Below are 26,418 nucleotides of genomic sequence, written 5' to 3'. Positions count from 1 at the left end.
TAAAAATTGATAAATTATGTCTGTAGTTGAAAATAATAGAATTTATCGAATTCTCGCAGTTGACGATACTCCAGATAATCTCATTTTGGTTCAAGCAATTTTAGAAAGTGAGGGGTATGAAATTCATTTAGTTTCAGATGGAATAAAGGCTTTGCAGCAAGTTGAACAATCTCCACCCGATCTGATTCTGTTAGATGTGATGATGCCAGGGATAGATGGTTATGAAGTCACACGTCGGATTCGGAATAACCCAGCAATTAGTTATATTCCAATTCTGCTGATTACTGCCTTTCACGAATCCAGCGTTGTCGAAGGTTTGGATGCTGGTGCAGACGATTTTATTCGTAAACCATTTGATACTGATGAACTATTGGCAAGGGTGCGATCGCTATTGCGTCTCAAGCACAGTTTGGACGAACAACAAAAAATGGCCCGCCAACGCGAAGATTTTGTTTCCCGTCTGACTCATGATTTGCGAACTCCCTTAGTAGCCGCCGATCGCATGTTGAATTTGTTTGAGATGGAAACATTCTGCAAAATTTCGCCGGAAATGAAACAGGCGATCGCAGTTATGATTCGCAGTAACCAAAATTTGATGGACATGGTAAACACCCTCCTTGAAGTCTATCGCTTCGAGGCAGGTAAAAAAACGTTGAATTGGGAAGAATGCGATTTACGTGAAATATCTCAAGAAGTAGTCAGCGAACTAAGTCCTCTAACTAGTGAAAAAGGTTTGACTCTGAAAATAGATACTCGTGAATTAGATCCACAGGGCAAAAACGCGGGTATTATTATGGGCGATCGCTTGGAACTACGGCGAGTGATAAACAACCTGATCGCAAATGCCATCAAATTTACAGATACAGGAGGCATCACAATCCGCATTTTTGAAACACCACTTAATTCAGAAAATGCAGATTCGGTAACGATCGAGATCCAAGATACAGGATATGGGATTGCGCCCGAAGATCAGGCAACAATTTTCGAGCGATTTCGCCAAGGCAAACATAAACGCTCAGGTAGTGGTTTAGGACTACATTTATCCCACCGAATTATAGAAGCGCACGCAGGAACTATCAAAGTCACCTCTGAACTAGGTAAAGGTAGTTTGTTCACTATGCAACTACCTAAAAACATTTAAGTCTTTCACCTTTGCCTTTATATTTTTATGCTCGACTGCTAATCTTGGCAAAGCTTCAAAGCTGGGTAAGGGGTGAATTTTCTTGCCAGCTCATGGCGGATTATAGCCTCTAATTCCTCGATCATATAAGGCTTGCTGATGTAATCATTGAATCCTGCCTTGAGAATACGCTCACGATCCTCCGTGCTAGCTAAAGCTGTGACAGCTACCACCGGAATTGCACAAGTTAGGGGTTCAAGCTTTAGATGACGCACAACATCCATACCGCTAAGACCTGGTAATAAAATATCCAATAAGATTAAGTCTGGTTGATGTTCTTTAGCTACCAGCACCGTTGCAGAAGAATCCGTTTGACAAATGAATCTATAACCCATTGACTCCAGAGCATAACTAATTACCAGGAGACTATCATCATCGTCTTCTACTGCCAGAATCAAGGGCTGGTAAGAGTTTTGCTTATTTTCATCACTCATGAATGAATGTGTCAAATACATCTCTTCTCCAGAAGATTTTATTAGGATTCATCATCTTTACTTGAGAGATATAGGACGTATATTTGATTCTTTGAAAAAATCAGTATACCCTGAAAAGTCTTCTTCCCGACTCCCCAATAGAGACACGATTAATCGCATCTCTTCCTACTCCCTGTCTATCGCGCTTCTGTACGAGACGCTTCTCCTGTGGGAGACGCTTGTCTGCGACACGCTCCGCGAACGCGAACGCGCACCATGCAAATAATTTCAAAAATCAAAGCGGACTGCTATACAAACTAGGCTTACTGCGAATAATAGAATAGTACTCAGTTAGGATTGACTCGTGTTTTGCTTTTGCCTAGTTGATAATTCTAATTCATACAAAAATAGCTGAGGTAAGAAAACCTCAAGCAGATAAGTTGAGTAGATACTTTTCGATTATACGCAAAATTACAGAAGATTTTTTGTGGGCTTTGGGCGCATCCGCTTTTTGTTGCTCTAGATCAGGCTTTCAGCAGGAATAATATCGGTCAAACACGTCAGAAAAGCTTTACTAAAGTTAGCGATCGCAGTTCTTCTTGACAAGAAAAAGCAACTTACAACTAAACCTGTGGTCAATCCTGCTGCTACTGAACGACCACGAGACGATAATGAAAAGAATTAAACCTTATAATAATTTTAGTTTGTGTTGGTTATCACAATCTTTCTTTAAAGAAGATTCAAACTTTTGAAGTGTTTTTGTAAGTGAGGCAAGCGCTACCATAGCAACTAAGCCAATCTAATATTATCTTTTGACTTGCAGCCCCCGACCTATGGGGGATTTCTCTTAGTACGTACTGAAGTATCTAACTATTTTTTAAACACACTATAGATAGATGAATTGAAATCAAAGTAATTCTAAAATAAATATGGAAAACACTGGTATATATGTATATATGGGGTGTGGCTCTTAGCCATGCCTTTTTTATTAGTAATATCAAGCAAGGAAAACCTATAAATAATTAAGGTAATCCTTACTCTGCGAGCTTTGAATATAACTTTATCTTAATATTAGATTACGGAATATTTAGTCTAATGCTAAAGGAATAAGCAATATTATCAAACTCTATTAAGTTAATTTTATTAAATATCATTTATAAATAAGTTTAGCAACAAAGAATCACTACTACCATATAGGGATTGATATTAGTATCATTCTATAGATAGTAGAAATAACTATTTTACAAAGTTATTATTCAGCCTGTTAATGCCTGAAAAACGTGTATGCGCCCTGGAATAATAACCAGGGTCTTTTTTTATCAAAACTCAGATAAGTCAAAAATAGACTCTCATCGGAATAGAGGTAAATTGACTCTTCGAGTCATTTCCCAAGGAGAGCCAGTAGTATATCAGCTTTTAGAATATTTAGATCAAGTTTATGGCAAGATGAAGTAAAGCAAGCGCTCAGTCTGAATTCATCTTGGTGTAGTCCCAATACTTGTCGGGTTTTGGAGAAAAGAGCGCAGTTAAGACTAGCTCAACAAATAGCCGCAGCTGCAATGCTCAAGCATAGAGCCAAGTAGCCAAAGCCGACCTTGCGAAAGCCGCTAGTAGTTCGCCAAGGAAACTTGGCGGGGTAAAGGGCAAGGGGAAAGGGAAAAGATGTTTACTCCTTTAACCTTTAACCTTTCCCCAATTCCTGCGCCCTCACAAGCGCATTTTTGGGTTGGCAGACTACTAGTCGTCTTGTGATTGATGTGCAGGTTGAAGCAGAAATGGTAGAGGTTGTAACGCGGTTGAGTTCGGTGTTGACGTTTAAGGTGTAGCCCCTGAATAAAAAGCCCCTGGTCAACACCAGGGGTATCCATCTTTATTCCCTGATATTAGAATCGCATCTATAGAGCCATTGTAAATCCAAATCATGCAATTAGTGCATAACCTTGATGGTTATTTTGCAATCAACCCAACCTACGATTATCTGACTATTACGAATTACTTGTTGTACCAAGCTTTTCGCCACTGTTGCATTTCTTTAATTTCTATCTCTTGGGCTTTAACAATTTCTTGGGCTAATTTCTTGATTTCAGGGCGCTTAGACTTACTTAAGGCATCCTGCGCCATTGTTACAGCCCCTTCGTGGTGAGGAATCATCGCATTGATAAAGCGCAGATCAAATTCTGCATCGGCTGCACCTAAATTCTGACTCATCATCATAGTTTTCATTTGATCGGGCGACATTTCCATCATGTGGCCCATTTGGCTGTTGTAAGCCATTGGTTTATCTCCCGCCTTGGGATACCAAGCTTGTCGCCACTGCTTCATCTGAGTAATTTCTTGATTTTGCGATTTGATGATATTGTCTGCTAGTTTTTTGATTTCAGGACGTTTTGATTTCTGCTGTGCAACATTCGCCATTTCCACAGCGCCTTGATGGTGCGGAATCATCGCGTCGATAAATCGTAAATCAAAATTTGCATCGGCTGGGCCTAAATCCATTCCCATACTGTGATTCATACTTCCACCATGATTCATCATCTGCTTATCGTTAGCATTGGTGACAGTTTCCTTTAGGGCTTGGCTTTGGTTTTGGGAAGCAGTATTGGTACATCCTGTGATTAACCCACCGGCTGAAGCGATCGCAGTCAAGGTTAACACCAAAAACCCATTCCTCAAAGATAGCAGTTGCATAAATCTCACCTAACAATTTCCCAATTCTAATCTAATCAAATTGCTAGACTGAAATCTAAAGATCCCCGACTTCTTAAAGAAGTCGGGGATCTGGTTGGTCATTTATCAGTCAAAGTTGTGTAAGCTTCATTAACTAAGTGCATTTTCTCTTGTGCTTGTTTTAGCAGTTGCGGCTGATTAACAAACAAATCTGGATGCCATTTTTTTACTAAAGTTCGATAAGCCTGCTTTATCTCAGCCAAAGAAGCATTTGTTTGCAATCCTAAAATGCTGTAGGCGCGAGTAATCTTATCTTTTTCCGTCTGGGTTTTTGATTGGTTGGGTGTTTTGTTGCTTTGAGCTGTATTTTGCTGTTTGCCAGTTTGAGAACCAGGCGATGTCTGACGAGAAGCCTTAAGGCTACGCATCTCTGCTTTCATTCGCGCTATTTCCTCATTGAGTTCCCACTCACGAAATTTCGCCTCCACTTCTTCTTTCCGTGGAGAGGGAGAAACTTTTGGCGGTGGTGGAGAAACAGATTTTACCTTTGTCTGAGTATTCTTAGCACTATTTTCCTGTTGTTGCTTAACACTAGTATCTTTTTGAGAAAAACTTTGAACTCTCTCTGGCTGTGGTGAATATTTTCTATTAGTATTATTGGATTTGGGTATTTCTTTATAAGGTTGATGATTTGAGGACATTTTTACTTTCTCTAACTCTTGCAACAACTGATTAAAGCCGTTTTGTAACTGTTGCAAACTTTCACGCTTTTTAGTAATTTCTAGCGGTTCTTGACTAAACTCAAAACAAATTACTTTTTCTGCTTTTTGTTCATATTCATTCAAAATAGATAACCCTTGGCTACTGAAGCTAGATAAATAATCTTCAATTGCAGTTATACAAAGTTTAGCAACTTCTTGGTGATAAGATTCCTTTGCTAATTGATCGTCTTGTTTTTGGATATTCTTGTTTAGCAAATAAGAAATACTCCCGACGACAGCAGCACCCACTGGGCCACCTAATAACCAACCAATACCACCACCAACAGCAATAGAACCAGGTTCACTCAAATTATCAGTATTGCTTGGCTTTGATGGTAATATTACTTGTGGTTCGCTAGGAAAGGGAATTATTAAATCTTGCGGTCGTTCTTCTTGGAAAAATTCGTAAGCTTGATAAAGCCATTTTACCGTAGCAAATTGTAATTGAGTCAGGTCTTTTTTAAGAATATTTATTTGCCAATCTTTAAATTTATTTTCTGCCAATGCGACTGCTGCATCAGCTTGATATTTTGTGAGTAGCTTGGGTAATGCTAGCCAATCGCGTAATTCTCCTACGCTAGTAGAAAAACCTTTATAAATTAATTCGGCTGCTTTGCGTTTAATTTCAATTTTGCTATGTTCTTTCTCATCAAAGGATTTTATTTCAAGAGCAATTGGGTCAATTTTAGCTTTTAATGAGTATTGGATTTGAGAAGCGATCGCTTGCACTCTTGGCAAACGCACACTACCACGATTTGGTTGCAAAATTCCTACAATATTTTGCAAAGCTGTTTCAAAAGCCGCTAAACCGCTACTATTAGCAGCAGCAACATCACCTTTTAATCTAGCTCTTAAAGCAGGTAAAGCATCAACACGATATAAATTACTAAAACCTGGAGGTAATTCGGCTCGAAAGCTCTCTGCAACAAACAGCAGGCGATTTTGGACTTGTTTTTGCTCGTCAGGTTCGAGTAGATTAAGAAAATTGGCAACAAAAATAACTGTTTTAATTCCGCGATCTAATAGCCAATCTCGTAAGTTTTCCCGCTCACCTAAAGTCATTAACTTACGTGCATCTAATAATTGTATAACTAAATCTGCACCTAAAAGTTGTTCTCGAACTAAATTATCTTGTTCATCTCTATCATTGGTTCCCGGTAAATCGAGAAATTCTACACCTGTTTCTAAGAAAGGATGCGGACAAAAAAGTTCTACAGATGCTACATCTTTTCGCATCTGTCTATTGCCATCAAGAATTGCAAATTGTTGTAAAACTTCTGTGCCACTGCGATAGACTTCTGTACCGTCTACCAACATAATGCGAGTCCGCACATCAGAACCATACTTGACAGTAATTGCTGCGCCTGTGGTGGGAATTAAATCAATTGGTAAGGTACGATTCCCTAACATGGCATTAAGTAAAGTAGATTTGCCATGATTAAAAGGGCCAAATACCGCAATCCGAAAGCTAGGATTAACGAGATGATTGCAAATGGTAATTATATCTTGATGCAGCTGCGATTTGCGTTCTAAATTCAGTAATTCAGATGCAGATTTGAGAGAATCTGCTAAATTCTTATAACTTTCATACTGTTGTTGCATAATTCCTCGTTTCCAGTCTTTCCCTGGTAATGCAATTACCTCACATTCTTATAGTTATGGGAGGCAGTAGCCCTCCCAGTAGGTATTCCCAGCTAGAAGCTGGAAACGAGAGTAATGAGATTTATCAACTATAATAAGCTAATAAATTGCTATACGCTGCCTCGATTTTTTGCAACTGAGCTATTACATCTTCTTGCAATTTTTTTAAACGGTTGAACTCACTCTCACGATTGATTTCACGGCTTTGTTTCTGTTTGACTAGATTATCTAATTCAGATTTGCGAGAGAGAATATCATCGTTAATCCGCTTACCCACTTCTCTTTCATAAGAGTCAAAACATTCTTTTACAGCATTGTATACAACCTGAGATTGTTCATGTGCAACTTGGGGTAGATGTTTAACTAACTCTTTCTTCGCCGTTTTAACTAACTCTTTACGCGCTTGATCTGCTTGCAAAAATCCGACTCCTAAACCTAGCAGTGCAAACCCAATGGGGCCAAGAAAAATACCTGTCACTGCTGTAATTATCCCGCCAATACCAATTACAGTAAAGTAGTTTAACAAGATATTTTTCCAATCAAATCCGGCTCCTGCCAGTGCGAAACCAGCAAGATTTCCTTTAGACAGTGATAACAATCCCATTGCCCATTTTGCCCAGCCGGGAGAGTTATCTTCTTCAGCTGTAGTAGTAGTATTTAGTTTGACATTTTGTCCGGTGAGCTTTTCTGTGATTTGATCTGTAACTTGACTGTAAGACGCGCCATATTGTGAAGCACTGCGAGAAAGTTCTTTAAAAGCGGCATTGATATCTTTTTCAGCAGTTAATGTCCAAGCAGCAGATTTGTCAGTGATATATTGCTCAAAGGCTTTTTGCAGTGCAGTGTTAAATGCTTCTCGTTTACCACTACTGAGAAAATCAAACAAATTTAATTCCGGTTGATAGCGTAAGAAATCAGTTTCAAAAGTATCACCTAAATTTAAAACGTAGCCGCGAAAAGATTCGGAAATCGTTCTTGCTTGAGTGTCTCTGGTATTGATAATTTCTTTTTGGAATTCATCTCGAATACCTGTGAGTTTATTAAACTCTGGTTCTACTGAATCGATCCGTTTTTTTAATTCATTTACATCTTGGTCAAGTAATGGTATACGTCTTGCAACTGCTTCGCGGGTATGATTGCAGGCAAGTCTAGCTAAGGTTCTGACTTGACGGAGTTCTGCGATCGCACGTTCTCTGGTAAGAAAAGTATTAAGGGCTTCCATAAACTTTGGAAAGCCAGTCCCCTCTAAATCAGCTTGGGGATTTTTCAACCGTCGTCTGAGTGCTTGAATTGACGAAAGCTCAAACACTCGTTCGTCATAAATATTCTGACCTTCTATAGTACAATATTCTGCTAAGTTCGCGTTAAATACTTGGCGTAACCTATTCTCAGATGCTTGTAATTCTTCTACATCATCAGGATCAATCAATGATTCTCGTACCTGATCCCAAGCATTAACTAAGAAGAAAACTGTCAATCCTCGACCTTTAATATAATTTTCTAAGTAGCGACGCTCACCCAAGGTGCAAGGTTGAGAAGCTCTCATGACAAACAAAATTGCATGGCAGTTATTTACATAACCTAAAGATAATTCGTTTCGCGCTTCTGTATCATTCAATCCCGGACTATCGACAATTTCAATTCCTTTTTCTAATAACGTTAAAGGATACTCAACTACTGCATAATCAACATCGGGAAAGGCTTGTTTTTTCTCCTGCTCTAGTTTTTTCGCTTCAGCCGGATCAATGGTATATTTATATTTAAAGTTTTGAAAGTCTAACTGTTGTGGGCTTTTTCCATCATTAAAATGAATAGTAACTTTCTTTTCTGGGCCATAGCGTAAAACTGTTAAGACTGCGGTACAAGGGTTAACATCGCTTGGTAATAAGTTTTCCCCAATTAAGGCGTTGAGAAACGTACTTTTTCCGCGTTTCATATCGCCTAAGACTAAAAGGCGAAATACACCTTGGTGGAGATTTTTACTAGCTACTGTAATATCTTCAATATCTCGCTCCAAACTGAGTTTTCCTGATGAAGAGTCTCCAGCCAACTCAGCTTGATTAATTGTTTGGGCTAGTTTAGTTAAACATATAGAAATCTCCGATCGCACTTGAGCAACGCGCTCTAAATCTTGGATAAATCTGTCAGTTGCTACTTGATCAGTCATAACAATATACCTTAATTAAAGATTGGTTTTTTTAAATTCAAAAAATAATTTGTAAGACATCCACCCCAGCGTACCAACAATAATAAACCCAGCTAACACTGAAGCTATTCTCACTGCAACTAGTGCTACCACACCAAGAGCAAAAAGCTTTCCACCCAAAATTACTTTATTCATCCAAGGTTTTTGGGAATTTTCTGGTTGATGCTTTACAGTTTGATGAAAAGCCGCATCGCTAGCATGAATGTTACTTTCCATTTCCCGCAGTCGCAATTCAACTTCTCGTTCTCGTAATATACGTTCTCGCTGTTCAAGTTCTTTTTCGCGGTTGCTTTCAGATGTCATCGGTATCCATCCCGTTTAAGACAATGAAAAGATATCAGCATTTACTCGTTAATCATGCTGTATCGTAACTCACGTAAATATTTAAAAACCACAGTAAAATTACTATTTAAATTTTCATTACCTACTAAAACTTATAGAGTTAGCTACCACAAAATGCACCTGCTTTCCAGAATCAAAATGAAGTGCCTAAGAGTGCGATCGTGCGATACCTGCGGCGATCTACTCCTACACAAGAGGCATCATATTATGTCTGCTTGATTGCTTATTAAACTCGAAGAACCCCACCCCCAACCCCTCCCCGCAAGCGGGGAGGGGAGACAAAGCATAGCTTTGGCGGGGTGGGGTTCTTTTATTATGGGTAATTTAGCGGACATAATATCATTCACTACAGTGAATGATGGCTAATTTTTGCCAGTTACGCCGTCTGTTTAGAAGTTGCTTTTAAGTCTGCGGTTGATTTTAACCGGGTAATGGTGGCTTTACGAATGCGATCGCTTTTGCGTGTCCCGCCTGTCATTTCGTATTCTCGGCTGTCTTTGCCATACTTCAATGCTACACCACTAACCAAGCGTTCTGAAGTTTCCCGAATGCTCTTTTCAAGGGTTTCTATTTTTGCCTTTGCTGAGTCAATGGAAGTTAGCATCATATTATACTCGTCAATCTGGTTGCGGAGTTGCCCGATTAACTGGGTTAAATGCTTTAAACTAATTGAATCACCAAAGTCAAGGCTGGAATCAATCGATTTAAATCCGATTACTCTCTGTTCGGTTTTTTCTAGCACAGGAGAGGTTCTTTTTTGGCGTGGCATCAATGCATACCTTTTACTAACCTTTACCTTTCTAGAGTGGCTCAATGGGATAATGTAGTGGTTCAGTAAACCTTGCAGAAATAAGTATTGTTTCTAATAAGATTAGATGGCTGGCTCAGTAATTACACGAGAGTGAATAACAAATCGTTAAGAAAAAACTTGCGTTCTGAACGAATGAACTTGCGTTCTGAACGAACGGACTTGTGTTCTGAACGAACGGACTTGTGTTCTGGACGAATGAACTTGTGTTCTGAACGAACGGACTTGTGTTCTGGACGAACGGACTTGTGTTCTGAACGAATGAACTTGTGTTCTGAACGAATGAACTTGTATTCTGAACGAACGGACTTGTGTTCTGAACGAATATAACAACAGCAAAGAGTTGCTGTCCTGATTTTATAGTTGAACTGCGATCGCATCAATGCAGTATCTCGCCAATCACGCGATTTGTATCAGCTAATCGGCGATCGCGGCGGCGAATATCGGCGATAATTTCGGGAAAAAGGTGATAATACGGTGAAGGTTACTGTGGAAACTCCTGCTGTCAGCCATGCCTCTAAACTTCACCTTCGCCCTCAGTCAACAGCAAACTTTTGAACTGCGCTGTGATTATGGCTCACGTCGCCTGGATAAAGCGGAATTGGCAGCGCTGATTGATTTATGTGAGCAAAATTACTATGCTCAACAAAGAGATCATCTACCTTATCTCACCCAGTTGGGACGGCAACTTTATCAATGGCTGGATGGTAAAGAAGTATGGCTGAGAAAGGCGCTGGATGAGGCGGATGAGCAAACGATTAATCTAGATTTGATTCAAACCAGCGAAGCGCAGGGGTTGAACCCGGAAACAGAACGTATAGCGTTGGGACTAGCACATTTGCCTTGGGAATTGCTACATGATGGTGCAGGGTTTTTAATAGAACGCCAGAATCTTTCCGTCTTACCAGTGCGTTCTGTGCAGCAGCGTCAAACCCAAGTGATTGGCGTGCAAAATCGCCCATTGCGGTTGCTGTTCATGGCGACTTCTCCTGAAGATCCCAGAGTTCCACCACTAGGGTTTGAGCAGGAAGAAGCGAACATTTTGCAAGCAACTAAGGATCAAACTTTGGCGTTGATTGTTGAGGAAAGCGGCTCCGTTGCAGAGTTAGCCAATTTGGTGAAATCCTACCCAGAAGACTATTTTGATGTCTTTCACCTCACGGGACACGGGATAATTTATACCAAAAAAGATTACGGCTCTTTGCTGTCAACAGGTGCAACGCTGCCAGACAATACCCCCTGCTTCATCACTGAAGATGAGGTGGGGAATATGCAACTTACTACCGTCAATGATTTAGCTAAAGCCTTTCGCGGACGCTGGCCGCGTGTAACTTTTCTCTCTGGTTGTCATACGGGACAGGTTTCTAACAAGGGGACAGTACCCTCGATGGCGCAGGCATTGGTGAAGGCGGGGGCAGGTATAGTTTTAGGCTGGGCGCGTCCGGTGTATGACCGCACGGGTATTGTAGCGGCACAGGCATTTTATCAAGCTTTGGTGACGGGGGCAACTGTTGAAGAAGCAGTCAAGGCGGCGCAGCAGGAAATGATTGAGAAAGAATGCACCGACTGGCATCTGTTGCGGATGTATCGGGATACGCGCCCTATTGCAGAACTGGTAACACCTCTGAGAACAAGAAATCGTGAAAAGCTGAAGTTTACACCGTCAGAGCAAGAATTTTTGGATGAGAATAATCAAGTTAAAGTTGCCAGTCAGTTTGAGTTTGTCGGACGCAGGCGACCTTTGCAACGCTGTCTCAAGGCTTTGCAAGAAACCAGCGATCAAATCGGCGTGTTTATTGCAGGGATGGGTGGACTGGGCAAAAGTACTCTGGCGGCGCGGTTATGTACGCGGGTGCAGATGCAGCGTTCTAATTTTGTGCGAGTTGTGGTGATTGGGCCTTTGGATGAGATAGGTTTGCTGACTAAGCTTTCTAATAAGTTTGAGCGGTTTGCAGATGTTCCCGCACTTTTGAACGAACCAAAGGTGTCTCTTAAAGGGCGGTTGCAAAACTTTTTTGAAGCAATTGAAAACGAACACAAGCAACCTTTGCTGCTGGTACTGGATGACTTTGAGCAAAATATCCCCGTTAAAGATGGCTCATTGCGGATGACGGCAGAAGCTTACGAGATTTTAGGGGCGATTTGTGGGGCGTTGGAGGAAAACGGGGCAGAAAGTCGGCTGATTGTCACCTGTCGTTATTTGAAAGAAGACACTTTGCCACCTCATCGCCTGCACTTAGAATCTTTGGCAGCGATGAGCAGCAGTGATATTGATAAAATCTGCTTTCCTTTAGATAAAGAAGTTAGGCAGCAGTTAAGAACTCAGCGAATTATTTACATTGCTGATGGTAATCCCCGCTTGCTGAAGTGGCTGTTAGAGGTGATTCAGCAACCAGGAATAGCGGCGGATGAATTACTGAATCGGCTGGAGGCGACTGAGCAGAAATTTCGTGAAGATATTTTGGCACAAACTCTGCTGGATACTTTGGAACCGGAAGAACGAAAGTTTCTCACACGGTTGAGTGTATTTCACTTGCCTGTGACGGAGGAGATTGGAGGGCTATTTCTTCGACTTCCCACCCTAACGCCTGGGACTCGAAGTCCCAGGCTAATAGCGAAAGTCCTCTGAAGAGGACTGAGGATTTAGGGGAGGGAATTTCTAGTCCGCTTGAGCGGACTTTAGCTATGAGCCAGGAAATTGATTTCCTGGCGGTTGTGGGCAAGCTTGTCAGCCTTAGCTTAGTTGAGTCTGCTACCACTCACCCCACCCAGCCAGCTAATTATCGAGTGACGACAATTTTAGAATCGTTGCTAGAAACAGTGTTGATTCAGGAAGAATGGCAAACAACGCGACAGCAAGCGGTGAGGAAAATCCATCAAGCTTGGTGGGAAGAGAATGACAACCGCACGGAAGCAGAAGCACTGGAAATTGTACGTTTGGGATTGCTGGCAAATGAGCAGGAGATTGCTGTCAGCGTTGGAAATACGATTGCAAGTAATTGGGTGAACGATTCTCGCTTTGTGGAAGCTTTGGAGTTATGTAAGCAAGTTCTGGCAGTTTTTCAGGATTACCGCATCTTGGGAACCATTGCCCGTGCTGAAGAGGTTTTGGGTTTTGTGCAAGAGGCTGTTACCCATTATCAGCAAGCTTTAGACCTTTGCCCTGAAGAGGAATTGCAAGAAAAAGCCACTATCCTCAACAACATGGCAGGGGTATTCGCCCAACAAGGGAACATCCCAAAAGCGATCCCACTCTGGGAGCAAAACTTAGAAATATTTGAGCAGATTGGCGATGTTAAAGGTAAGGCTGTTACCCTCAACAACATGGCACAGGTAATCGCCCAACAAGGGGACATCCCAAAAGCGATTACACTCTGGGAGCAAAACTTAGAAATATTTGAGCAGATTGGCGATGTCAAAGGTAAAGCCGTTACCCTCAACAACATGGCAGGGGTAATCGCCGACCAAGGGGATATCCCAAAAGCGATCGCACTCTGGGAGCAATCCTTGGAAATATCTGAGCAGATTGGCGATGTCAAAAGTAAAGCCACTACCCTCAACAACGTGGCACAGGTATTCGCCCAACAAGGGGACATCCCAAAAGCGATCGCACTCTGGGAGCAATCCTTGGAAATAAAGGAGCAGATTGGCGATGTCAAAGGTAAAGCTGCTACCCTCAACAACATGGCACAGGTATTCGCCCAACAAGGGGACATCCTAAAAGCGATTACACTCTGGGAGCAAAACTTAGAAATATTTGAGCAGATTGGCGATGTCAAAGGTAAAGCCATTACCCTCAACAACATCGCACAGGTAATCGCCGACCAAGGGGACATCCCAAAAGCGATCGCACTTTGGGAACAAGTTGTTTCCACACTTGCACAACTAAGTGCCTATGGTGATTTGGTAACAGTTCTGAGTAATTTAGGCTTAACAGATGAAAGCAACGGTTTGGTTTACCTAGCTCAAGCAGTCTGGTTGACGCTAAGGATTCAAGCCACTTTAGAGCAGACCATTCGGTTAATCCCTGCTTTATATAATAGAGTGCCTCAAGGTGATGAACTAGAAGCTTTGTTAGGAGCAACAGCAATATTCTTTTGCAACTACCGTGGTGAAGGTCATCCCCAGTTAGAGGAACTTCAGTATCCCAGTTTCAAGATGCTATCAGCGGCAGCAGTTGCTCAAGGATTTGAGACTGATGAAGCTTTTCATACTTGGCTTGTCCAGCAACGGCTAAACGATCCAGAATATTTCCTTTTCCGACTCAATCAACGCCTAGAGGAGATTGTTGGCGATGGGTGGTTGTTTGACTGTAGTCAGGTTGTGGGGGAGTCAGGGAGTGCGAATATCTCGGCTCAATACCGGGTTGGGTGGTCATAATTTACACAAGACTGTAAGGATTCATAATTTTAACTGGTGTCAGTTTAAAATCATCAATATTACGGGTAACTAAAGTTAATTTATGATGATGTGCTGTTGCGGCAATTAGACTATCCATTACAGCTAATTTTTTACCTTTCAATTCGGCATTTGCAGAAAATTTTGCCCAATTATCTAAAATATCATCGGTTAGCGGTAAAATATGAGAAGTAAATTCAATTTCTACTCTTTGCAGCCATATTTTTAGTTTTTGATATCGTTCCGGTTGTGAATCTTGGATCTTATAAATCCCTTTTTTTATTTCAGCGATAGTAATACTACTTAAAAATAGTTGTTCAATCGGTTGCTGATTAAACCATTGACTAACTTGGGAGTTGGGAGCTTTTTTAACAAACTCAGACATTACACAGGTGTCTATTAGATAAGTCATAGTTCAAAATTCCTACCTGTGTCTCTATCACGTTCAAACAACGAGGCGATATCATCTTCAGCAGATTCGTCGTCTATAAAACGTAGTCGCTCAAATAAAGGCAGTTCTTTTTTTTGTTGCTGCAAGTAATTGGATAATATTTTGATGACTGCTTCCTGTGGATTTTTATAGTGACTGACTGCGATAATTTCATTAATTAGTTCATCATCTATTGTGATAATGGTCATTGCTTTGTCCTCGGTTGTGTAAAATACAATTTATGCAATCTGAATAATTTTTTTAAGCTTATTGCATACTTATAGAAAAGATTCTTCACGCATACACTCTGCTGTAAAAGCAAATACTGCCCTTAATGCTTCTGGAGTTAGAGTAGGATAGTTTTCTACCACTTGTTGTTCTGTCCATCCTGCTGCAAACAAACCCAATAAGAACTCTACAGAGAAACGAGTTACTTTGACAGTCGGCTTACCCAGCAGAATTTTGGGATCTGAATGAATGTACTGTTGCCAGTCCATAATTTGTACTCCGACTAAACTACAGCTATTGTTGCACAGTATGATTTTTGTTGGGTTGGTGAAGAGGGGATGCGATCGCGCTACTCTTAAATTAATTGACAACAATATAATTAGCTTATGCAATCACTAAATATCACACTGCCAGATGCGATCGCTAATGCTCTCAATGCTTACATTGGCGATCAAGAAGTTTCCTTACCTGCTAACGCTATCGTAGAAAATGCTCTCGAAGAATTCCTCAGCCAACGTGGTTATTTACCTCCACAAAAGCAAGGTTTACGCCTTACTCCTGAACCCAAGGGAAGCGGATTTAAAGATACGTCAGTAAATCACGATAAAATTCTAGCTGAACAAACGTTTTTGCAGTCATTGCCACCAAACATACCTTGAGAGCCGTAATTGCTGACACTGGGCCTTTATATGCTGCTGTAGATATAGACGACCAATATCATGAGCGCTCCCAAGCCGAACTACAACGTATAAATACAGAAAATTTAATAATCCTAGTTCCCTTTCCTGTTTACCTGGAAACATATAATCTTTTGCTATATCGTCTCGGAACTGAACAAGCGATTAGCTTTGCTAGACAATGTATAGGAGCAGTTCATTTTGTCAATCCTTCACAGGAACAATATATGGCAGCAGTTGAAAAAGCTGCAAGTTTTCCAGATCAACGGATTACCGTCTGCGATGCTGTCACTGCCGTTTTGTCAGAAGAAATGAAGCTACCAGTGTGGACGTATGACTTTCATTTTGATCTGATGCTGGTTCAGGTATGGCGGTAAACAACTATGATTATTGTTGGATTGCTTAGAGATGAAATGCGATCGCGCTAATCTTAAATTAATTGACGACAATATAACCAGCTTATGCAATCCCTAAATATCACACTGCCAGATGCGATCGCTAATGCTCTCAGTGCTTACATCAACAGCATATTTTGAAATATATCTAGCTCACCTCTATTGTTTTTGGCGGGTTCCCAGCAGCATAAATCTCCCACATGGCAAAATAGGCTTGTTCTAAATTACGGGTAAAGCGTGATGTATCAAATAGAGGATAAGTAGTACGATTCTGGGCTAATCTCTGTCTGAGTTCTTGCAATGCTGTAGGAGAATGGCCTAAATGTATTGCCAATTGCTCATATTGTTCTAAGTTATTAGTGATTAAGTCTGGTAAACCAACTGCCCTCAGCAAACTAGCCCCAACACGAGAAGAAAAGGTGGTTCCGATACAGGTAAGAACTGGTAAACCTGCCCATAAAGCATCACTAGCAGTAGTGTGAGCATTATAATATAGAGTATCTAAAAATAAGTCTGCTAATTGATGTTTTGCTAAATGTTCTGCTTTGGTGTGATATTGGGCAAAAATTAAGCGATCGCTATCAATTCCCCTTGCTTCGGCTTCTCTTCTAAGGTTATCCTCAGCAGCAGGAAATCTTACAAGTAACCACAGCACACTTTCTGGAACTGCGGCGAGAATTCTCATCCAAACATCGAAAATTTGCGGTTCAATTTTATAGTTGTGATTGAAGCAGCAAAAGACAAAACCCGACTCTGGTAAACCATACTGAGAACGAGTTACAGGGGTAGAAGCGATCGCTTGTTGATGATCGTTGACTTGATAACTGTGGGGTAAGGTGACTAACTTCTCGCTGAAACCATCAGCAAATTCTGGCGGTGTGACTACTGGATCGCTAATAATATAATCGATAAAGTCAGCACCCATAGTTCCATGATAGCCCAAATAACTGACCTGAATGGGAGCAGGCCGCAAAGCTAAAATCGCACTGCGAGAACCACCAGTGTAACCCTTGAGATCAATTAATATATGAATGCCATCATCATAAATTTGGCGGGCGCTTTCTTCTATAGATAAATTAGTAATATCTTGGAAGTGTTCGCAGTTAGTAGCAATGTATTGGCGGTATTCGCTATTGTTATCTGCACTGAAAGAGTAAGCAAATATCTCAAAATTAGCTTGATTATGCAGATTAAATAAGCTTTTCATCAAATGACTAGTAGCATGGTTGCGGAAATCATTAGATAAATAACCTATGCGTAGCCGCCCATTCAAGGAACGGGAATGAGTAAAATTGAGAGATTGCTTTTCACTTGCCCATTGTGTTTTAATACTTTCTCCATAAGTTTGAGCTATTTTGAGCAGAAAATTCCTGTCCCAAGGCTTGTATAAGCTATCGAAAGGGCTGATTGTTGTGGGTTTTGCTTTTTCAACTTCAGAGAGAGTTTGTTCCCGAATGCGGGTTAAATCAGATTGACGACTACGCCAATCGCAACTCATTTCTTTGAGGTAAAACAAGTAATTGAATGCTTCAGCCGAGTCTGGTTGTAGTTGTAAAACCTTTTCAAATGCTACCCTGGCTTCATCTACTTGACCTTGAGTAGTCATTGCTAAAGATAACAACCCTGACCCTAAGCGGATATAAGCTTTAATATAGTCTGGGTTGTGGCGAATAGCAGAACGATAACAAGCGATCGCACCTTCTAATTTCTCTTGCGCCTCTAAGACTATGCCCAGATTTAGATAAGCTTCTGGATAATCGGGATTTTTTTGTAAAGCCTCTTGAAACTTAGCAGCAGCAGCTGATAGCTTACCTTGCATTTGCCAAATTAGACCAAGATTATTGTGAGCAAAAGCATAGTTCGGGTTGCTGAGAATTGCAGACTCAAAATAAGCGATCGCTTTTTCTAAATTTTTCTCGGCTACTTCCACAATACCCAAATTATTGTATGCTTCTGCATATTTCGGGTTAATTGTCAATGCTTGTTGATAAGCCAAAACAGCTTGGTGAGTTTGTCCTTGATTGTCCATAATTACCCCCAACTGATACCAAGCCGGAGCATATTGGGGATATTGGGCGATAATTTGTTCGTATAAAGCGATCGCTTCTGTAAATTGTAGTTGTTTTTGTAAGGCTAATGCCTGCTGATATTGTTCTACAACTGAGAATCGCTGCGCTTGTTTTGTCCATAAATCAGAATCAGACCAGACTTGATTTTCAGTCGGGATTGCAGAGATGATATTATGGTTATCTGTGTCACCAGCAAATGGCAGATTTCCTCCAAGTAAAGGAGAACGGGGGTCGAGGGTAATTAACTGCTGAATCTCCTGAGTCTGGAATCCTAACGCTTGGGGGCAACGGACTCCTGGTAAAACCTGCACATCATAAAGTTCTGTCACTTCTCCTTCTAGACGTAGCCAGTGGACAACTTCGCCAGTTTTTAAGTCAATTACCATTAACCCACAACGGGGTTCAGCATTTTTGCTGTGGAGATTCTCATCTAGTTTTAAACCAGAAAAAGTTTTGTCACGGGGTTTAGATAAACCGACAATGGCATAATTGCCACTAAATGCCAAACCACGCAGAAAACCCGGACAAAAAGTCACGGCTTGAAATTTGCCATCAGCGTTAATATAGCCAAATTCCCCGGTGCCAGCATTAAGCAACCACAACTTACCCTGATAAAATCGTGGGGCATGGGGCATAGATAAACCCGTAGCAATTACTTCATCAGATTGAATATCAATAATACAACCGCCGCCTTGTCGCTTGTCGCGCCAACCATCTACCACATCAGATTGACTGCACAGAGTGACATAGCGGGGTTTACCATCTACCATCGCCAAACCATTGAGGTGACAGCGATCTTCATTTACCAAACGAGAAATAAACTTAGGTTTCCATAAAGGAATGCAACTATGGCGATCGCTCACCGTTGCTAAACAATTTAATATAGTACTGATAAAAATAATGCGTTCAGTATCAGCTTCTACTACCAAATCATGAATATCTAAATCCCCAGTAGTATAAGCAATCCGGGGAATATAAAGCTTGTCATAACCATCATAAAGTTGTCCGGGAGTCAGCACATTGTCTAACTGCCAGAGTTGCGATTTAGAACTGAGATAAATTCGTTCTGGGGTAGCATATAATCCCATTGCACGGTCAAAAACACGCTCAAATCCCGACAATTGTCCGTGGGCGTTCACCCCTAATAGCATCAGACGCGAACTTTGATAAGTAGTGAAAGCCAGGCTAATTTGCTGCAATTGCAACCAGTCAACGAAATGACGTGAGGTGAGCATTTCTACAGGGAGAGCAGCTTTAGCAGTGGATTGTACAATCATTAGCAAAAAAATTAACTTTTGACACTAGTAATAAACATTGCTAGAGTGTTGGGCGTTTAGTTATTAACTATACATACATACAAAATCAAGTCAATAGCTACATAAATTCATTAAAACATTTCTCACCCCTGCTCTTCGCCGCCGCAATCCTACTGGGAGCTTTAATATCTCCGACTTATTAGAGAAGTTGGGGATCTGACCACTAAGTAATTTTACTCAAGGTCAAATGAATACCAAAACAGGGAAAAACTTAAACATTATGACAACTGCAACTACCACAAAGCACACCCTAGTCATCATCGACTCAGCAATTGAAGATCATCAAATACTCGTCCAAGGCATCATACCCACAGCCAAAGTAACTGTCCTCAACAAAGACCAAGACGGTATTGCCCAAATCAGCGCCCTCTGCCACAACTATCCGGCAGCCAGTATCCAGATAATTGCCCACGGTAGCTCCGGCAGTTTGCAACTAGGTAGTAGTCAACTAAATTTAGACAACCTCCACACCTATCGCCAGCACCTACAACAATGGCTTGCTGCCGAAATCCTTATTTATGGCTGTGAAGTCGCCAGAGAAGAAACGGGAAAAACCTTTATAGAACAGCTACATCAACTTACTGGGGCAAACATCGCCGCCTCAGATAAAAAAGTTGGCAACGCCCAACAAGGGGGAAGTTGGGAACTAGAAATGAAGATCGGGCAAATCGCCTCTACACTAGCGTTGCAACCAGAAATTAGGGAAGTCTACCCCGGAGTATTCGCCACCTTTGACACCGCCACCAACTTCTCCGTCGGTAGTAGTCCCAGTTCAGTCACAGTGAGAGACTTCAACGGCGACGGCAAGCTGGACTTGGCTGTGACTAACCAAGGCAGCAACACCGTCTCCGTGCTGCTGGGGAACGGCACAGGTGGCTTTAACACTGCCACCAACTTCACCGTCGGCACTAGTCCCTTTTCAGTCACAGTGGGAGACTTCAACGGCGACAGCAAGCTGGACTTGGCTGTGGCTAACCTCAACTACTACGGTACAGTCTCCGTGCTGCTAGGGAATGGTACAGGCGCCTTTTACACCGCCACCGACTTCTCCGTTGGCAAGGGTTCCCGGTCAGTCATAGTGGCAGACCTCAACAACGACGGCAAGCTAGACTTGGCTATCTCTAACTTCTACGACAGCACAATCTCTGTGCTGCTGGGGAACGGCACTGGCGGCTTTGCCAACGCCACCAACTTCGCCGTCGGCGCTGGTCCATTTTCAGTCACAGTGGCAGACTTCAACGGCGACGGCAAGCTGGACTTGGCTACTCCTAACTTCTACACCAGTAGCACAGTTTCCGTGCTGCTGGGGAACGGCACTGGTGGCTTTGGCACCGCCACCAACTTCTCCGTTGGGAATTATCCCACTTCAGTCACAGTAGGAGACTTCAACGGCGACGGCAAGCTGGACTTGGCTGTGGCTAACGGCAACACAGTCTCCGTGCTGCTGGGGAACGGCACAGGCGGCTTTGGTACTGCCACCGACTTCACGGTTGGCAGTGTTATCAATTCAGTCACAGTGGGAGACTTCAACGGCGACGGCAAGCTGGACTTGGCTATGGCTAACGGCAACACAGTCTCCGTGCTGGTAGACAACGGCACAGGCAGCTTTGCCACTGCCACCAACTTCACCGTTGGCAGTAATTCCAGTTCAGTAACAGTGGGAGACTTCAACGGCGACGGCAAGCTGGATTTGGCTGCTGCTAACGTCAGTAGCAATAATGTCTCAGTGCTGTTGAATACTACTCCCAAAATCAGCATCACCGCAGGCACCAGCCCCAAAGAAGGCGTTACAGATGGCACTTTTACCATTAGCCTCGATACTCCTGCCCCAGTTGGTGGTTTAGTCGTCAACTTCAACACCACAGGCACCGCCACCGCCACCACCGATTACACCTTGGCAGCAGGTACAAATATTACCGATGTCACAGCCAACACTTTCACCATCGCCGCCGGGCAAACCACCGCTACCTTAACAGTCAAAGCGATCGCTGATGGAGTCTCTGACCCCAACGAAACTGTCACTGTCAACCTAGAAGCCAGTCCAGACTACATTCTTGGTGCCAACAGCACCGCCAATTTTCAACCAGCCACCAACTTCAGCGTCGGCACTAGTCCCATTTCAGTCAGGGTGGGAGACTTCAACGGCGACGGCAAGCTGGATTTGGCTGCTGCTAACATCGACAGCAATAATGTCTCAGTGTTGCTAGGCAACGGCAGTGGCAAAGCTGCCACTGCCACCAACTTCAGCGTCGGCACTAATCCCCGATCAGTCACAGTGGGAGACTTCAACGGTGACGGCAAGCTGGATTTGGCTGCTGCTAACATCAATGGCAATAATGTCTCAGTGCTGCTAGGCAACGGCAGTGGCAGCTTTGCCACTGCCACCAACTTTAGCGTCGGTAGTAATCCCATTTCAGTCACAGTGGGAGACTTCAATGGCGACGGCAAGCTGGATTTGGCTGCTGCTAACATCAATAGTAATGATGTCTCAGTTCTACTTGGCGACGGCACAGGCAGCTTTGCCACTGCCACCAACTTCAGCGTCGGCACTAGTCCCTTTTCAGTCACAGTAGGAGACTTCAACGGCGACGGCAAGCTGGATTTGGCTGCTAACGTCAGTAGCAATAATGTCTCAATGCTACTAGGCGACGGCACAGGCAGTTTTGCCACTGCCACCAACTTCAGTGTCGGCACTAGTCCTATTTCAGTCACAGTGGGAGACTTTAACGGCGACGGCAAGCTGGATTTGGCTGCTGCTAACATTAACAGCAATAATGTCTCAGTGCTACTCAATGCTAAACCCAGTGCCACTTTAACAATTGCCGAACCTGTTGCCCCAGTCATTACCTTACCTGGTGATAGTATTGTCTATACTGAAAACTCCGCCGCAACTGTTTTAGATTTAAATGCAACTGTCAGCGATACTGACTCGTCCAATTTCAATACAGGTAATCTCACAGTCCGCTTCGCTAGTGGGGGGACAGCAAGCGATCGCTTAAGTATTCGCAATCAAGGCACCGGGGGAACTGAAATTAACCTCGATGGTAGGGAAATTTATTACGGCAGCACCAAAATTGGTAACTTTAGTGGCGGTATTGGTACTGAGAGTTTAGTCATTAACCTGAATTCTGCCGCTACTGTAGCAGCAACTCAAGCTTTAGTACGTAATATTGCTTTTGCTAACACTTCTAAAAATCCTGCCACTGTTGACCGTACTGTAGAGATAGTTTTAACCGATGACACAGGAACTAAAAGTGCAGCTGTAACAAAAACAGTCAAAGTGGCTGCTGTCAACGATGCACCCAGTGTTGGCAATACACTAGTTCTTTACGACGGTAGTACTGGTAAGAAACCTGAAGAATCAGGTGCAGCTAAAGATGCACCTTGGTTTGCTTATCAAGTTATTGCACAGCCTGGTACTGCGACCACTTCTGCTACAAATAATACAACTAATTTAACGACCAATAATTCAGCCGATGCTGGTTATACCAACTACGGTATCACTGGAACATCTTTAACCCCTAACCCTTTAAATAGTTTCTTCCCTACCCTTGATAGGAATACTGGGTTTGTTGTCTCCTTTGGGTTACAGGTAAATTCTCAAACTTTAGCTACCACTGCCGATAAGAATAATGATGCCGAAACAGATCGGGCTGGATTTAGCGTTATTGTTCTCGATCAAGACAAAAAGGGTATTGAATTAGGGTTCCTCACTGACCGGATTTTTGCTCAGGATGACGGCACAACACAAAAAGATCCGTCTCTGGAACCTGATACTTCTGGTAATCCATTCAAAACCCTATTCACCCAAGCCGAAAGGGTGGACTTTAACACCGCTACAACAGCAGTCAACTACGATTTGGCAATTTTAGGCGACAATTACACCCTATTTGCTGATGGTGTCGCCAAATTGACAGGTAAAGCAAGAGATTACACTGCTGCTGTAACACCGGCTCCCATACCTGATGTCTACGAAAAGCCCAATTTCCTCTTCTTTGGAGACGATACCCCATCTGCGGGTACAAATAGCAATTTAGCGTTTGTCAAAGTTACTACTAGCGGTGATATTCCCGACCAAACCATTGATCAGGATACCGCCACAGCCGAAATTCCTTTTAGTATCGGTGACTCGGAAACGGCTGCTAGTAATCTGACGGTGACAGCAAGTTCATCTAACCCAGATTTAATTCCCAACAATGGTATTTTGATTAGTGGTACAGGAAGCGATCGCACTATCACTGTCACACCTGCTGCTACTAAATATGGTCAATCAAAAATCACTCTCAATGTCAGTGATGGGGAGCAAGTAACTTCTCGTGCCTTTGTTGTTAATGTCAACAATGTTAATGACAAACCCACAGATTTGGCATTGAGTAAGACAGATGTCGATGCAAATGTGCAAGCGGGAACAGTCATCGGCACATTTAGCAGCACTGACCCAGATCCAGAAGATACCTTCACCTATAGCTTAGTTTCGGGAATTGACGATGTTGATAATAATGCCTTCACCATTGATGGCAATAGCCTCAAAATCAACAATTCTCCAGACTTTAAAACTAAATCTAGTTACAAAATCCGCGTTCGTACCACTGATGATGGTAATCTCACCTTTGAGAAAGGATTGACTATTAATGTTAATAATAATGTTGAAACACCCAGCCGTCTCACTAACCCGGATGATGATGTCTTTAACATTACAGGTAAAGATGCCAAAGTCAAACTGGAAATCAAACTCACTGGACAAAGTTCTAAGCTGGTGAATGAACTGGTTTTATTTACTGTTGATGATGCCAAAGGTACGATTAATGGTATTGCCCCTGGTGCTGAAGGTTATGCCAAAGCAGCAATAGATCGGTCAAAAGTAATTTTATCAGCGATCGCTAAAATCCCTAAGGGATTTGACACCAATAATCTCACCACTCTGCTGGAATTGAATTCTGGTCAGAGTTTGAGATTCTTATTAGTTCAAGACGGTACGCTTGATGATGTACGCAATAATCCTAACTCCATCGGAAAATTACTGTTTTCTAGTGTTTTAACCCAAAAAATTACAGATTTGGGTGATGATGGTTTCTCTCTCGCTTGGAAAGATGCTTCTGGTAACAGTGCCACAGATTTTAATGCTTTAGTGGTGAAAATTAAACAGACAGATCAAGCTTTACCTTTAGGTACAAATCTCCAAGATAAATTCCAAGGGGAAGTGATTGATTTGCGAGATATCAAACAATCAGTCAAGGTTCAATTTAACGTTAATAGAGAGGCGTCTTACAACAATTACGTCGGCTTCTATCAAGTGACTGATGTTCAGGGTGGAATTGATACCAATGGCGACGGCAATGCTGATATTCTCACGGGACAGGCTGGTTATACTCAGGCTGCTGTGCGTGATCGGGTTGCTGGTATTGATTTGAGTGTAAGTAACCAAAGTAGTGCTACTTACAGTGGTACTTTTCAACCCGGTGCGATTTTTGTTCCCTTTATTATTGTTAATGGTCGTCCTGATGCGCTTTTAGATAACAATTCTAATAACGATCCGGCGGTTTATTTTCCATTCTTGGGTGCTAATTCTGATCAGTCGGATCACATTCGCCTGTTAGCAAGTAACACCTTTGGCTTTGAGGATTTGCCTGGTGGTGGCGACAAGGATTTCAATGATGTGATTATCAAAGTTAATTTAGCAACCACAATTTAACAATTGTATCGCTCGTCTGATATCCGAAATGCTGCAATCGCAAAGATACCATAATGTGTAAGTAGCGATCGTTTTTTTGATCGCCCCTTGTAGAGACGCGATTCATCGCGTCTTTCTTTTCATAGGCATTATAGGATTTTAGGCAAATTAGTTGTAAATTATGCGATCGCTATAAGCCAAAATTTTTATAGATACTCACACAGGTATAGTCAAAATGGATATTAAGAATGGCTTCGTCGGTGCTGTTGGCAACACACCCCTGATTCGCTTAAACAGCTTCAGTGAAGAAACAGGGTGTGAAATCCTCGCTAAAGCAGAATTTCTCAATCCTGGCGGTTCCGTCAAAGACCGCGCCGCACTTTATATCATCGAAGACGCAGAAAAGAATGGTTTACTCAAACCCGGTGGCACAGTTGTAGAAGGAACTGCTGGTAATACTGGCATTGGGCTGGCGCATATTTGCAACGCCAAAGGCTACAAATGCCTAATTATTATTCCCGATACTCAGTCACAAGAAAAAATAGACGCACTAACAGCACTAGGCGCAGAAGTTCGTCCCGTCCCTGCTGTACCCTATAAAGACCCCAACAACTACGTCAAGCTATCTGGCAGAGTCGCTGCTGAGTTGGAAAACGCTATTTGGGCGAATCAGTTTGATAACTTAGCCAACCGCCGCGCCCACTACGAAACCACAGGGCCAGAAATTTGGACACAGACAGATGGTAAAATAGATGCATGGACAACTGCAACTGGTACTGGTGGTACTTATGCTGGTGTGGCCTTGTACTTGAAAGAACAAAATCCGGCAATTAAATGCGTTGTTGCCGATCCATTGGGTAGTGGACTTTATAGCTATGTCAAAACTGGCGAAATCCATATAGAAGGAAGTTCTATCACTGAAGGCATTGGTAACGGTCGCGTTACAGCCAATATGGAAGGCGCACCTGCTGATGATGCCATCCAAATCGATGACCAAGAAGCTTTACGAGTAGTTTACCAATTGCTAAGGAAAGATGGACTATTAATGGGCGGTTCAACAGGTATTAATGTTGGGGCAGCTGTCGCCCTAGCAAAGCAGTTGGGGCCAGGACATACCATTGTCACCATCTTATGTGATAGTGGTTCCCGCTATCAGTCGCGGATATTCAACCCTGAATGGCTAGCCTCAAAAGGACTTTCAATACATTAGTCATTG

At 42.4% G+C, this 26,418-nt stretch carries 18 protein-coding genes; 7 read left to right on the top strand and 11 right to left on the bottom strand.

Features of this window, described 5'->3' with window-relative positions; all coding sequences use genetic code 11:
• Nucleotides 1-16 precede the first annotated feature (16 nt).
• Complete coding sequence (locus RMZ43_RS14005) at nt 17-1,141, top strand: hybrid sensor histidine kinase/response regulator (RefSeq protein WP_322647910.1); 1,125 nt, start codon at nt 17-19, stop codon at nt 1,139-1,141.
• Between the two features lie 38 nt (nt 1,142-1,179).
• Here the strand turns inward: RMZ43_RS14005 and RMZ43_RS14000 are convergent, their stop codons facing one another.
• From RMZ43_RS14000 to RMZ43_RS13970, 7 genes are all read right to left on the bottom strand, one after another.
• Nucleotides 1,180-1,635, bottom strand: a complete 456-nt coding sequence (locus RMZ43_RS14000; protein WP_322647911.1) for a response regulator — start codon at nt 1,633-1,635, stop codon at nt 1,180-1,182.
• Nucleotides 1,636-3,585: 1,950 nt separating this feature from the next.
• Nucleotides 3,586-4,281: a DUF305 domain-containing protein gene (locus tag RMZ43_RS13995; protein WP_322647913.1), complete on the bottom strand. Its 696-nt coding sequence runs from the start codon at nt 4,279-4,281 to the stop codon at nt 3,586-3,588.
• Between the two features lie 98 nt (nt 4,282-4,379).
• Nucleotides 4,380-6,623: a dynamin family protein gene (locus tag RMZ43_RS13990; protein WP_322654790.1), complete on the bottom strand. Its 2,244-nt coding sequence runs from the start codon at nt 6,621-6,623 to the stop codon at nt 4,380-4,382.
• A 124-nt stretch (nt 6,624-6,747) separates the two neighbouring features.
• Nucleotides 6,748-8,829 (bottom strand): dynamin family protein, encoded by a 2,082-nt coding sequence (locus RMZ43_RS13985; protein WP_322654791.1) that lies wholly within the window; start codon nt 8,827-8,829, stop codon nt 6,748-6,750.
• 15 nt (nt 8,830-8,844) lie between these two features.
• Nucleotides 8,845-9,171 (bottom strand): DUF3040 domain-containing protein, encoded by a 327-nt coding sequence (locus RMZ43_RS13980; protein ID WP_322654792.1) that lies wholly within the window; start codon nt 9,169-9,171, stop codon nt 8,845-8,847.
• A gap of 415 nt (nt 9,172-9,586) precedes the next feature.
• Complete coding sequence (locus RMZ43_RS13975; RefSeq protein ID WP_322647917.1) at nt 9,587-9,979, bottom strand: hypothetical protein; 393 nt, start codon at nt 9,977-9,979, stop codon at nt 9,587-9,589.
• A 122-nt stretch (nt 9,980-10,101) separates the two neighbouring features.
• Entirely contained in the window at nt 10,102-10,398 is a 297-nt protein-coding gene (locus RMZ43_RS13970; RefSeq protein WP_322654793.1) for a hypothetical protein, read from the bottom strand.
• Nucleotides 10,399-10,529: 131 nt separating this feature from the next.
• Between RMZ43_RS13970 and RMZ43_RS13965 the strand changes: the two genes are divergently transcribed.
• Both RMZ43_RS13965 and RMZ43_RS13960 read left to right on the top strand, forming a co-directional pair.
• Nucleotides 10,530-12,647, top strand: a complete 2,118-nt coding sequence (locus RMZ43_RS13965; RefSeq protein WP_322654794.1) for a CHAT domain-containing protein — start codon at nt 10,530-10,532, stop codon at nt 12,645-12,647.
• A 56-nt stretch (nt 12,648-12,703) separates the two neighbouring features.
• Nucleotides 12,704-14,398: a tetratricopeptide repeat protein gene (locus RMZ43_RS13960; protein WP_322654795.1), complete on the top strand. Its 1,695-nt coding sequence runs from the start codon at nt 12,704-12,706 to the stop codon at nt 14,396-14,398.
• A gap of 1 nt (nt 14,399) precedes the next feature.
• On the opposite strand, the gene RMZ43_RS13955 is transcribed toward RMZ43_RS13960, so the two are convergent.
• From RMZ43_RS13955 to RMZ43_RS13945, 3 genes are all read right to left on the bottom strand, one after another.
• The gene (locus RMZ43_RS13955; RefSeq protein WP_322654796.1) at nt 14,400-14,828 is read right to left on the bottom strand and encodes a type II toxin-antitoxin system VapC family toxin; all 429 of its coding nucleotides are present in this window, start codon (nt 14,826-14,828) and stop codon (nt 14,400-14,402) included.
• Complete coding sequence (locus RMZ43_RS13950; RefSeq protein WP_015131253.1) at nt 14,825-15,055, bottom strand: type II toxin-antitoxin system VapB family antitoxin; 231 nt, start codon at nt 15,053-15,055, stop codon at nt 14,825-14,827. Before RMZ43_RS13950 ends, RMZ43_RS13955 begins: the two co-directional genes overlap by 4 nt.
• A 69-nt stretch (nt 15,056-15,124) precedes the next feature.
• Nucleotides 15,125-15,445: a DUF433 domain-containing protein gene (locus RMZ43_RS13945; RefSeq protein ID WP_428850728.1), complete on the bottom strand. Its 321-nt coding sequence runs from the start codon at nt 15,443-15,445 to the stop codon at nt 15,125-15,127.
• Between the two features lie 15 nt (nt 15,446-15,460).
• On the opposite strand from RMZ43_RS13945, the gene RMZ43_RS13940 reads away from it, so the two are divergent.
• Nucleotides 15,461-15,733, top strand: coding sequence for a hypothetical protein (locus RMZ43_RS13940; protein WP_322654798.1), 273 nt, complete (start codon nt 15,461-15,463; stop codon nt 15,731-15,733).
• Entirely contained in the window at nt 15,730-16,128 is a 399-nt protein-coding gene (locus RMZ43_RS13935) for a type II toxin-antitoxin system VapC family toxin (RefSeq protein ID WP_322654799.1), read from the top strand. Before RMZ43_RS13940 ends, RMZ43_RS13935 begins: the two co-directional genes overlap by 4 nt.
• Before the next feature lie 166 nt (nt 16,129-16,294).
• Here the strand turns inward: RMZ43_RS13935 and RMZ43_RS13930 are convergent, their stop codons facing one another.
• A complete protein-coding gene (locus RMZ43_RS13930) occupies nt 16,295-19,492 on the bottom strand; it encodes a TIGR03032 family protein (RefSeq protein ID WP_322654800.1) in 3,198 nt (1,065 codons plus the stop codon).
• Between the two features lie 259 nt (nt 19,493-19,751).
• On the opposite strand from RMZ43_RS13930, the gene RMZ43_RS13925 reads away from it, so the two are divergent.
• Both RMZ43_RS13925 and RMZ43_RS13920 read left to right on the top strand, forming a co-directional pair.
• Complete coding sequence (locus RMZ43_RS13925; protein WP_322654801.1) at nt 19,752-25,223, top strand: FG-GAP-like repeat-containing protein; 5,472 nt, start codon at nt 19,752-19,754, stop codon at nt 25,221-25,223.
• 214 nt (nt 25,224-25,437) lie between these two features.
• The gene (locus RMZ43_RS13920) at nt 25,438-26,412 is read left to right on the top strand and encodes a cysteine synthase A (RefSeq protein WP_322654802.1); all 975 of its coding nucleotides are present in this window, start codon (nt 25,438-25,440) and stop codon (nt 26,410-26,412) included.
• Nucleotides 26,413-26,418: the final 6 nt, after the last annotated feature.

The organism is Nostoc sp. CmiVER01 (genome assembly GCF_034531135.2).
In the GTDB taxonomy this organism is placed as follows: domain Bacteria; phylum Cyanobacteriota; class Cyanobacteriia; order Cyanobacteriales; family Nostocaceae; genus Nostoc.
Note: the sequence above shows the minus strand (reverse complement) of the source record. Positions and strands in the feature narration are given on the sequence as shown.

Excerpts from the sequence above, each read along its gene's own strand:
- RMZ43_RS13940 (WP_322654798.1), top strand. The coding sequence starts at position 15,461 with ATGCAATCACTAAATATCACACTGCCAGATGCGATCGCTAATGCTCTC.
- RMZ43_RS13930 (WP_322654800.1), bottom strand. The coding sequence starts at position 19,492 with ATGATTGTACAATCCACTGCTAAAGCTGCTCTCCCTGTAGAAATGCTC.
- RMZ43_RS14000 (WP_322647911.1), bottom strand. The coding sequence starts at position 1,635 with ATGTATTTGACACATTCATTCATGAGTGATGAAAATAAGCAAAACTCT.
- RMZ43_RS13970 (WP_322654793.1), bottom strand. The coding sequence starts at position 10,398 with ATGCGATCGCAGTTCAACTATAAAATCAGGACAGCAACTCTTTGCTGT.
- RMZ43_RS13955 (WP_322654796.1), bottom strand. The coding sequence starts at position 14,828 with ATGACTTATCTAATAGACACCTGTGTAATGTCTGAGTTTGTTAAAAAA.
- RMZ43_RS13960 (WP_322654795.1), top strand. The coding sequence starts at position 12,704 with ATGAGCCAGGAAATTGATTTCCTGGCGGTTGTGGGCAAGCTTGTCAGC.
- RMZ43_RS13950 (WP_015131253.1), bottom strand. The coding sequence starts at position 15,055 with ATGACCATTATCACAATAGATGATGAACTAATTAATGAAATTATCGCA.
- RMZ43_RS13980 (WP_322654792.1), bottom strand. The coding sequence starts at position 9,171 with ATGACATCTGAAAGCAACCGCGAAAAAGAACTTGAACAGCGAGAACGT.
- RMZ43_RS13925 (WP_322654801.1), top strand. The coding sequence starts at position 19,752 with ATGACAACTGCAACTACCACAAAGCACACCCTAGTCATCATCGACTCA.
- RMZ43_RS13990 (WP_322654790.1), bottom strand. The coding sequence starts at position 6,623 with ATGCAACAACAGTATGAAAGTTATAAGAATTTAGCAGATTCTCTCAAA.
- RMZ43_RS13995 (WP_322647913.1), bottom strand. The coding sequence starts at position 4,281 with ATGCAACTGCTATCTTTGAGGAATGGGTTTTTGGTGTTAACCTTGACT.
- RMZ43_RS13975 (WP_322647917.1), bottom strand. The coding sequence starts at position 9,979 with ATGCCACGCCAAAAAAGAACCTCTCCTGTGCTAGAAAAAACCGAACAG.
- RMZ43_RS13965 (WP_322654794.1), top strand. The coding sequence starts at position 10,530 with ATGCCTCTAAACTTCACCTTCGCCCTCAGTCAACAGCAAACTTTTGAA.
- RMZ43_RS13920 (WP_322654802.1), top strand. The coding sequence starts at position 25,438 with ATGGATATTAAGAATGGCTTCGTCGGTGCTGTTGGCAACACACCCCTG.
- RMZ43_RS13985 (WP_322654791.1), bottom strand. The coding sequence starts at position 8,829 with ATGACTGATCAAGTAGCAACTGACAGATTTATCCAAGATTTAGAGCGC.
- RMZ43_RS14005 (WP_322647910.1), top strand. The coding sequence starts at position 17 with ATGTCTGTAGTTGAAAATAATAGAATTTATCGAATTCTCGCAGTTGAC.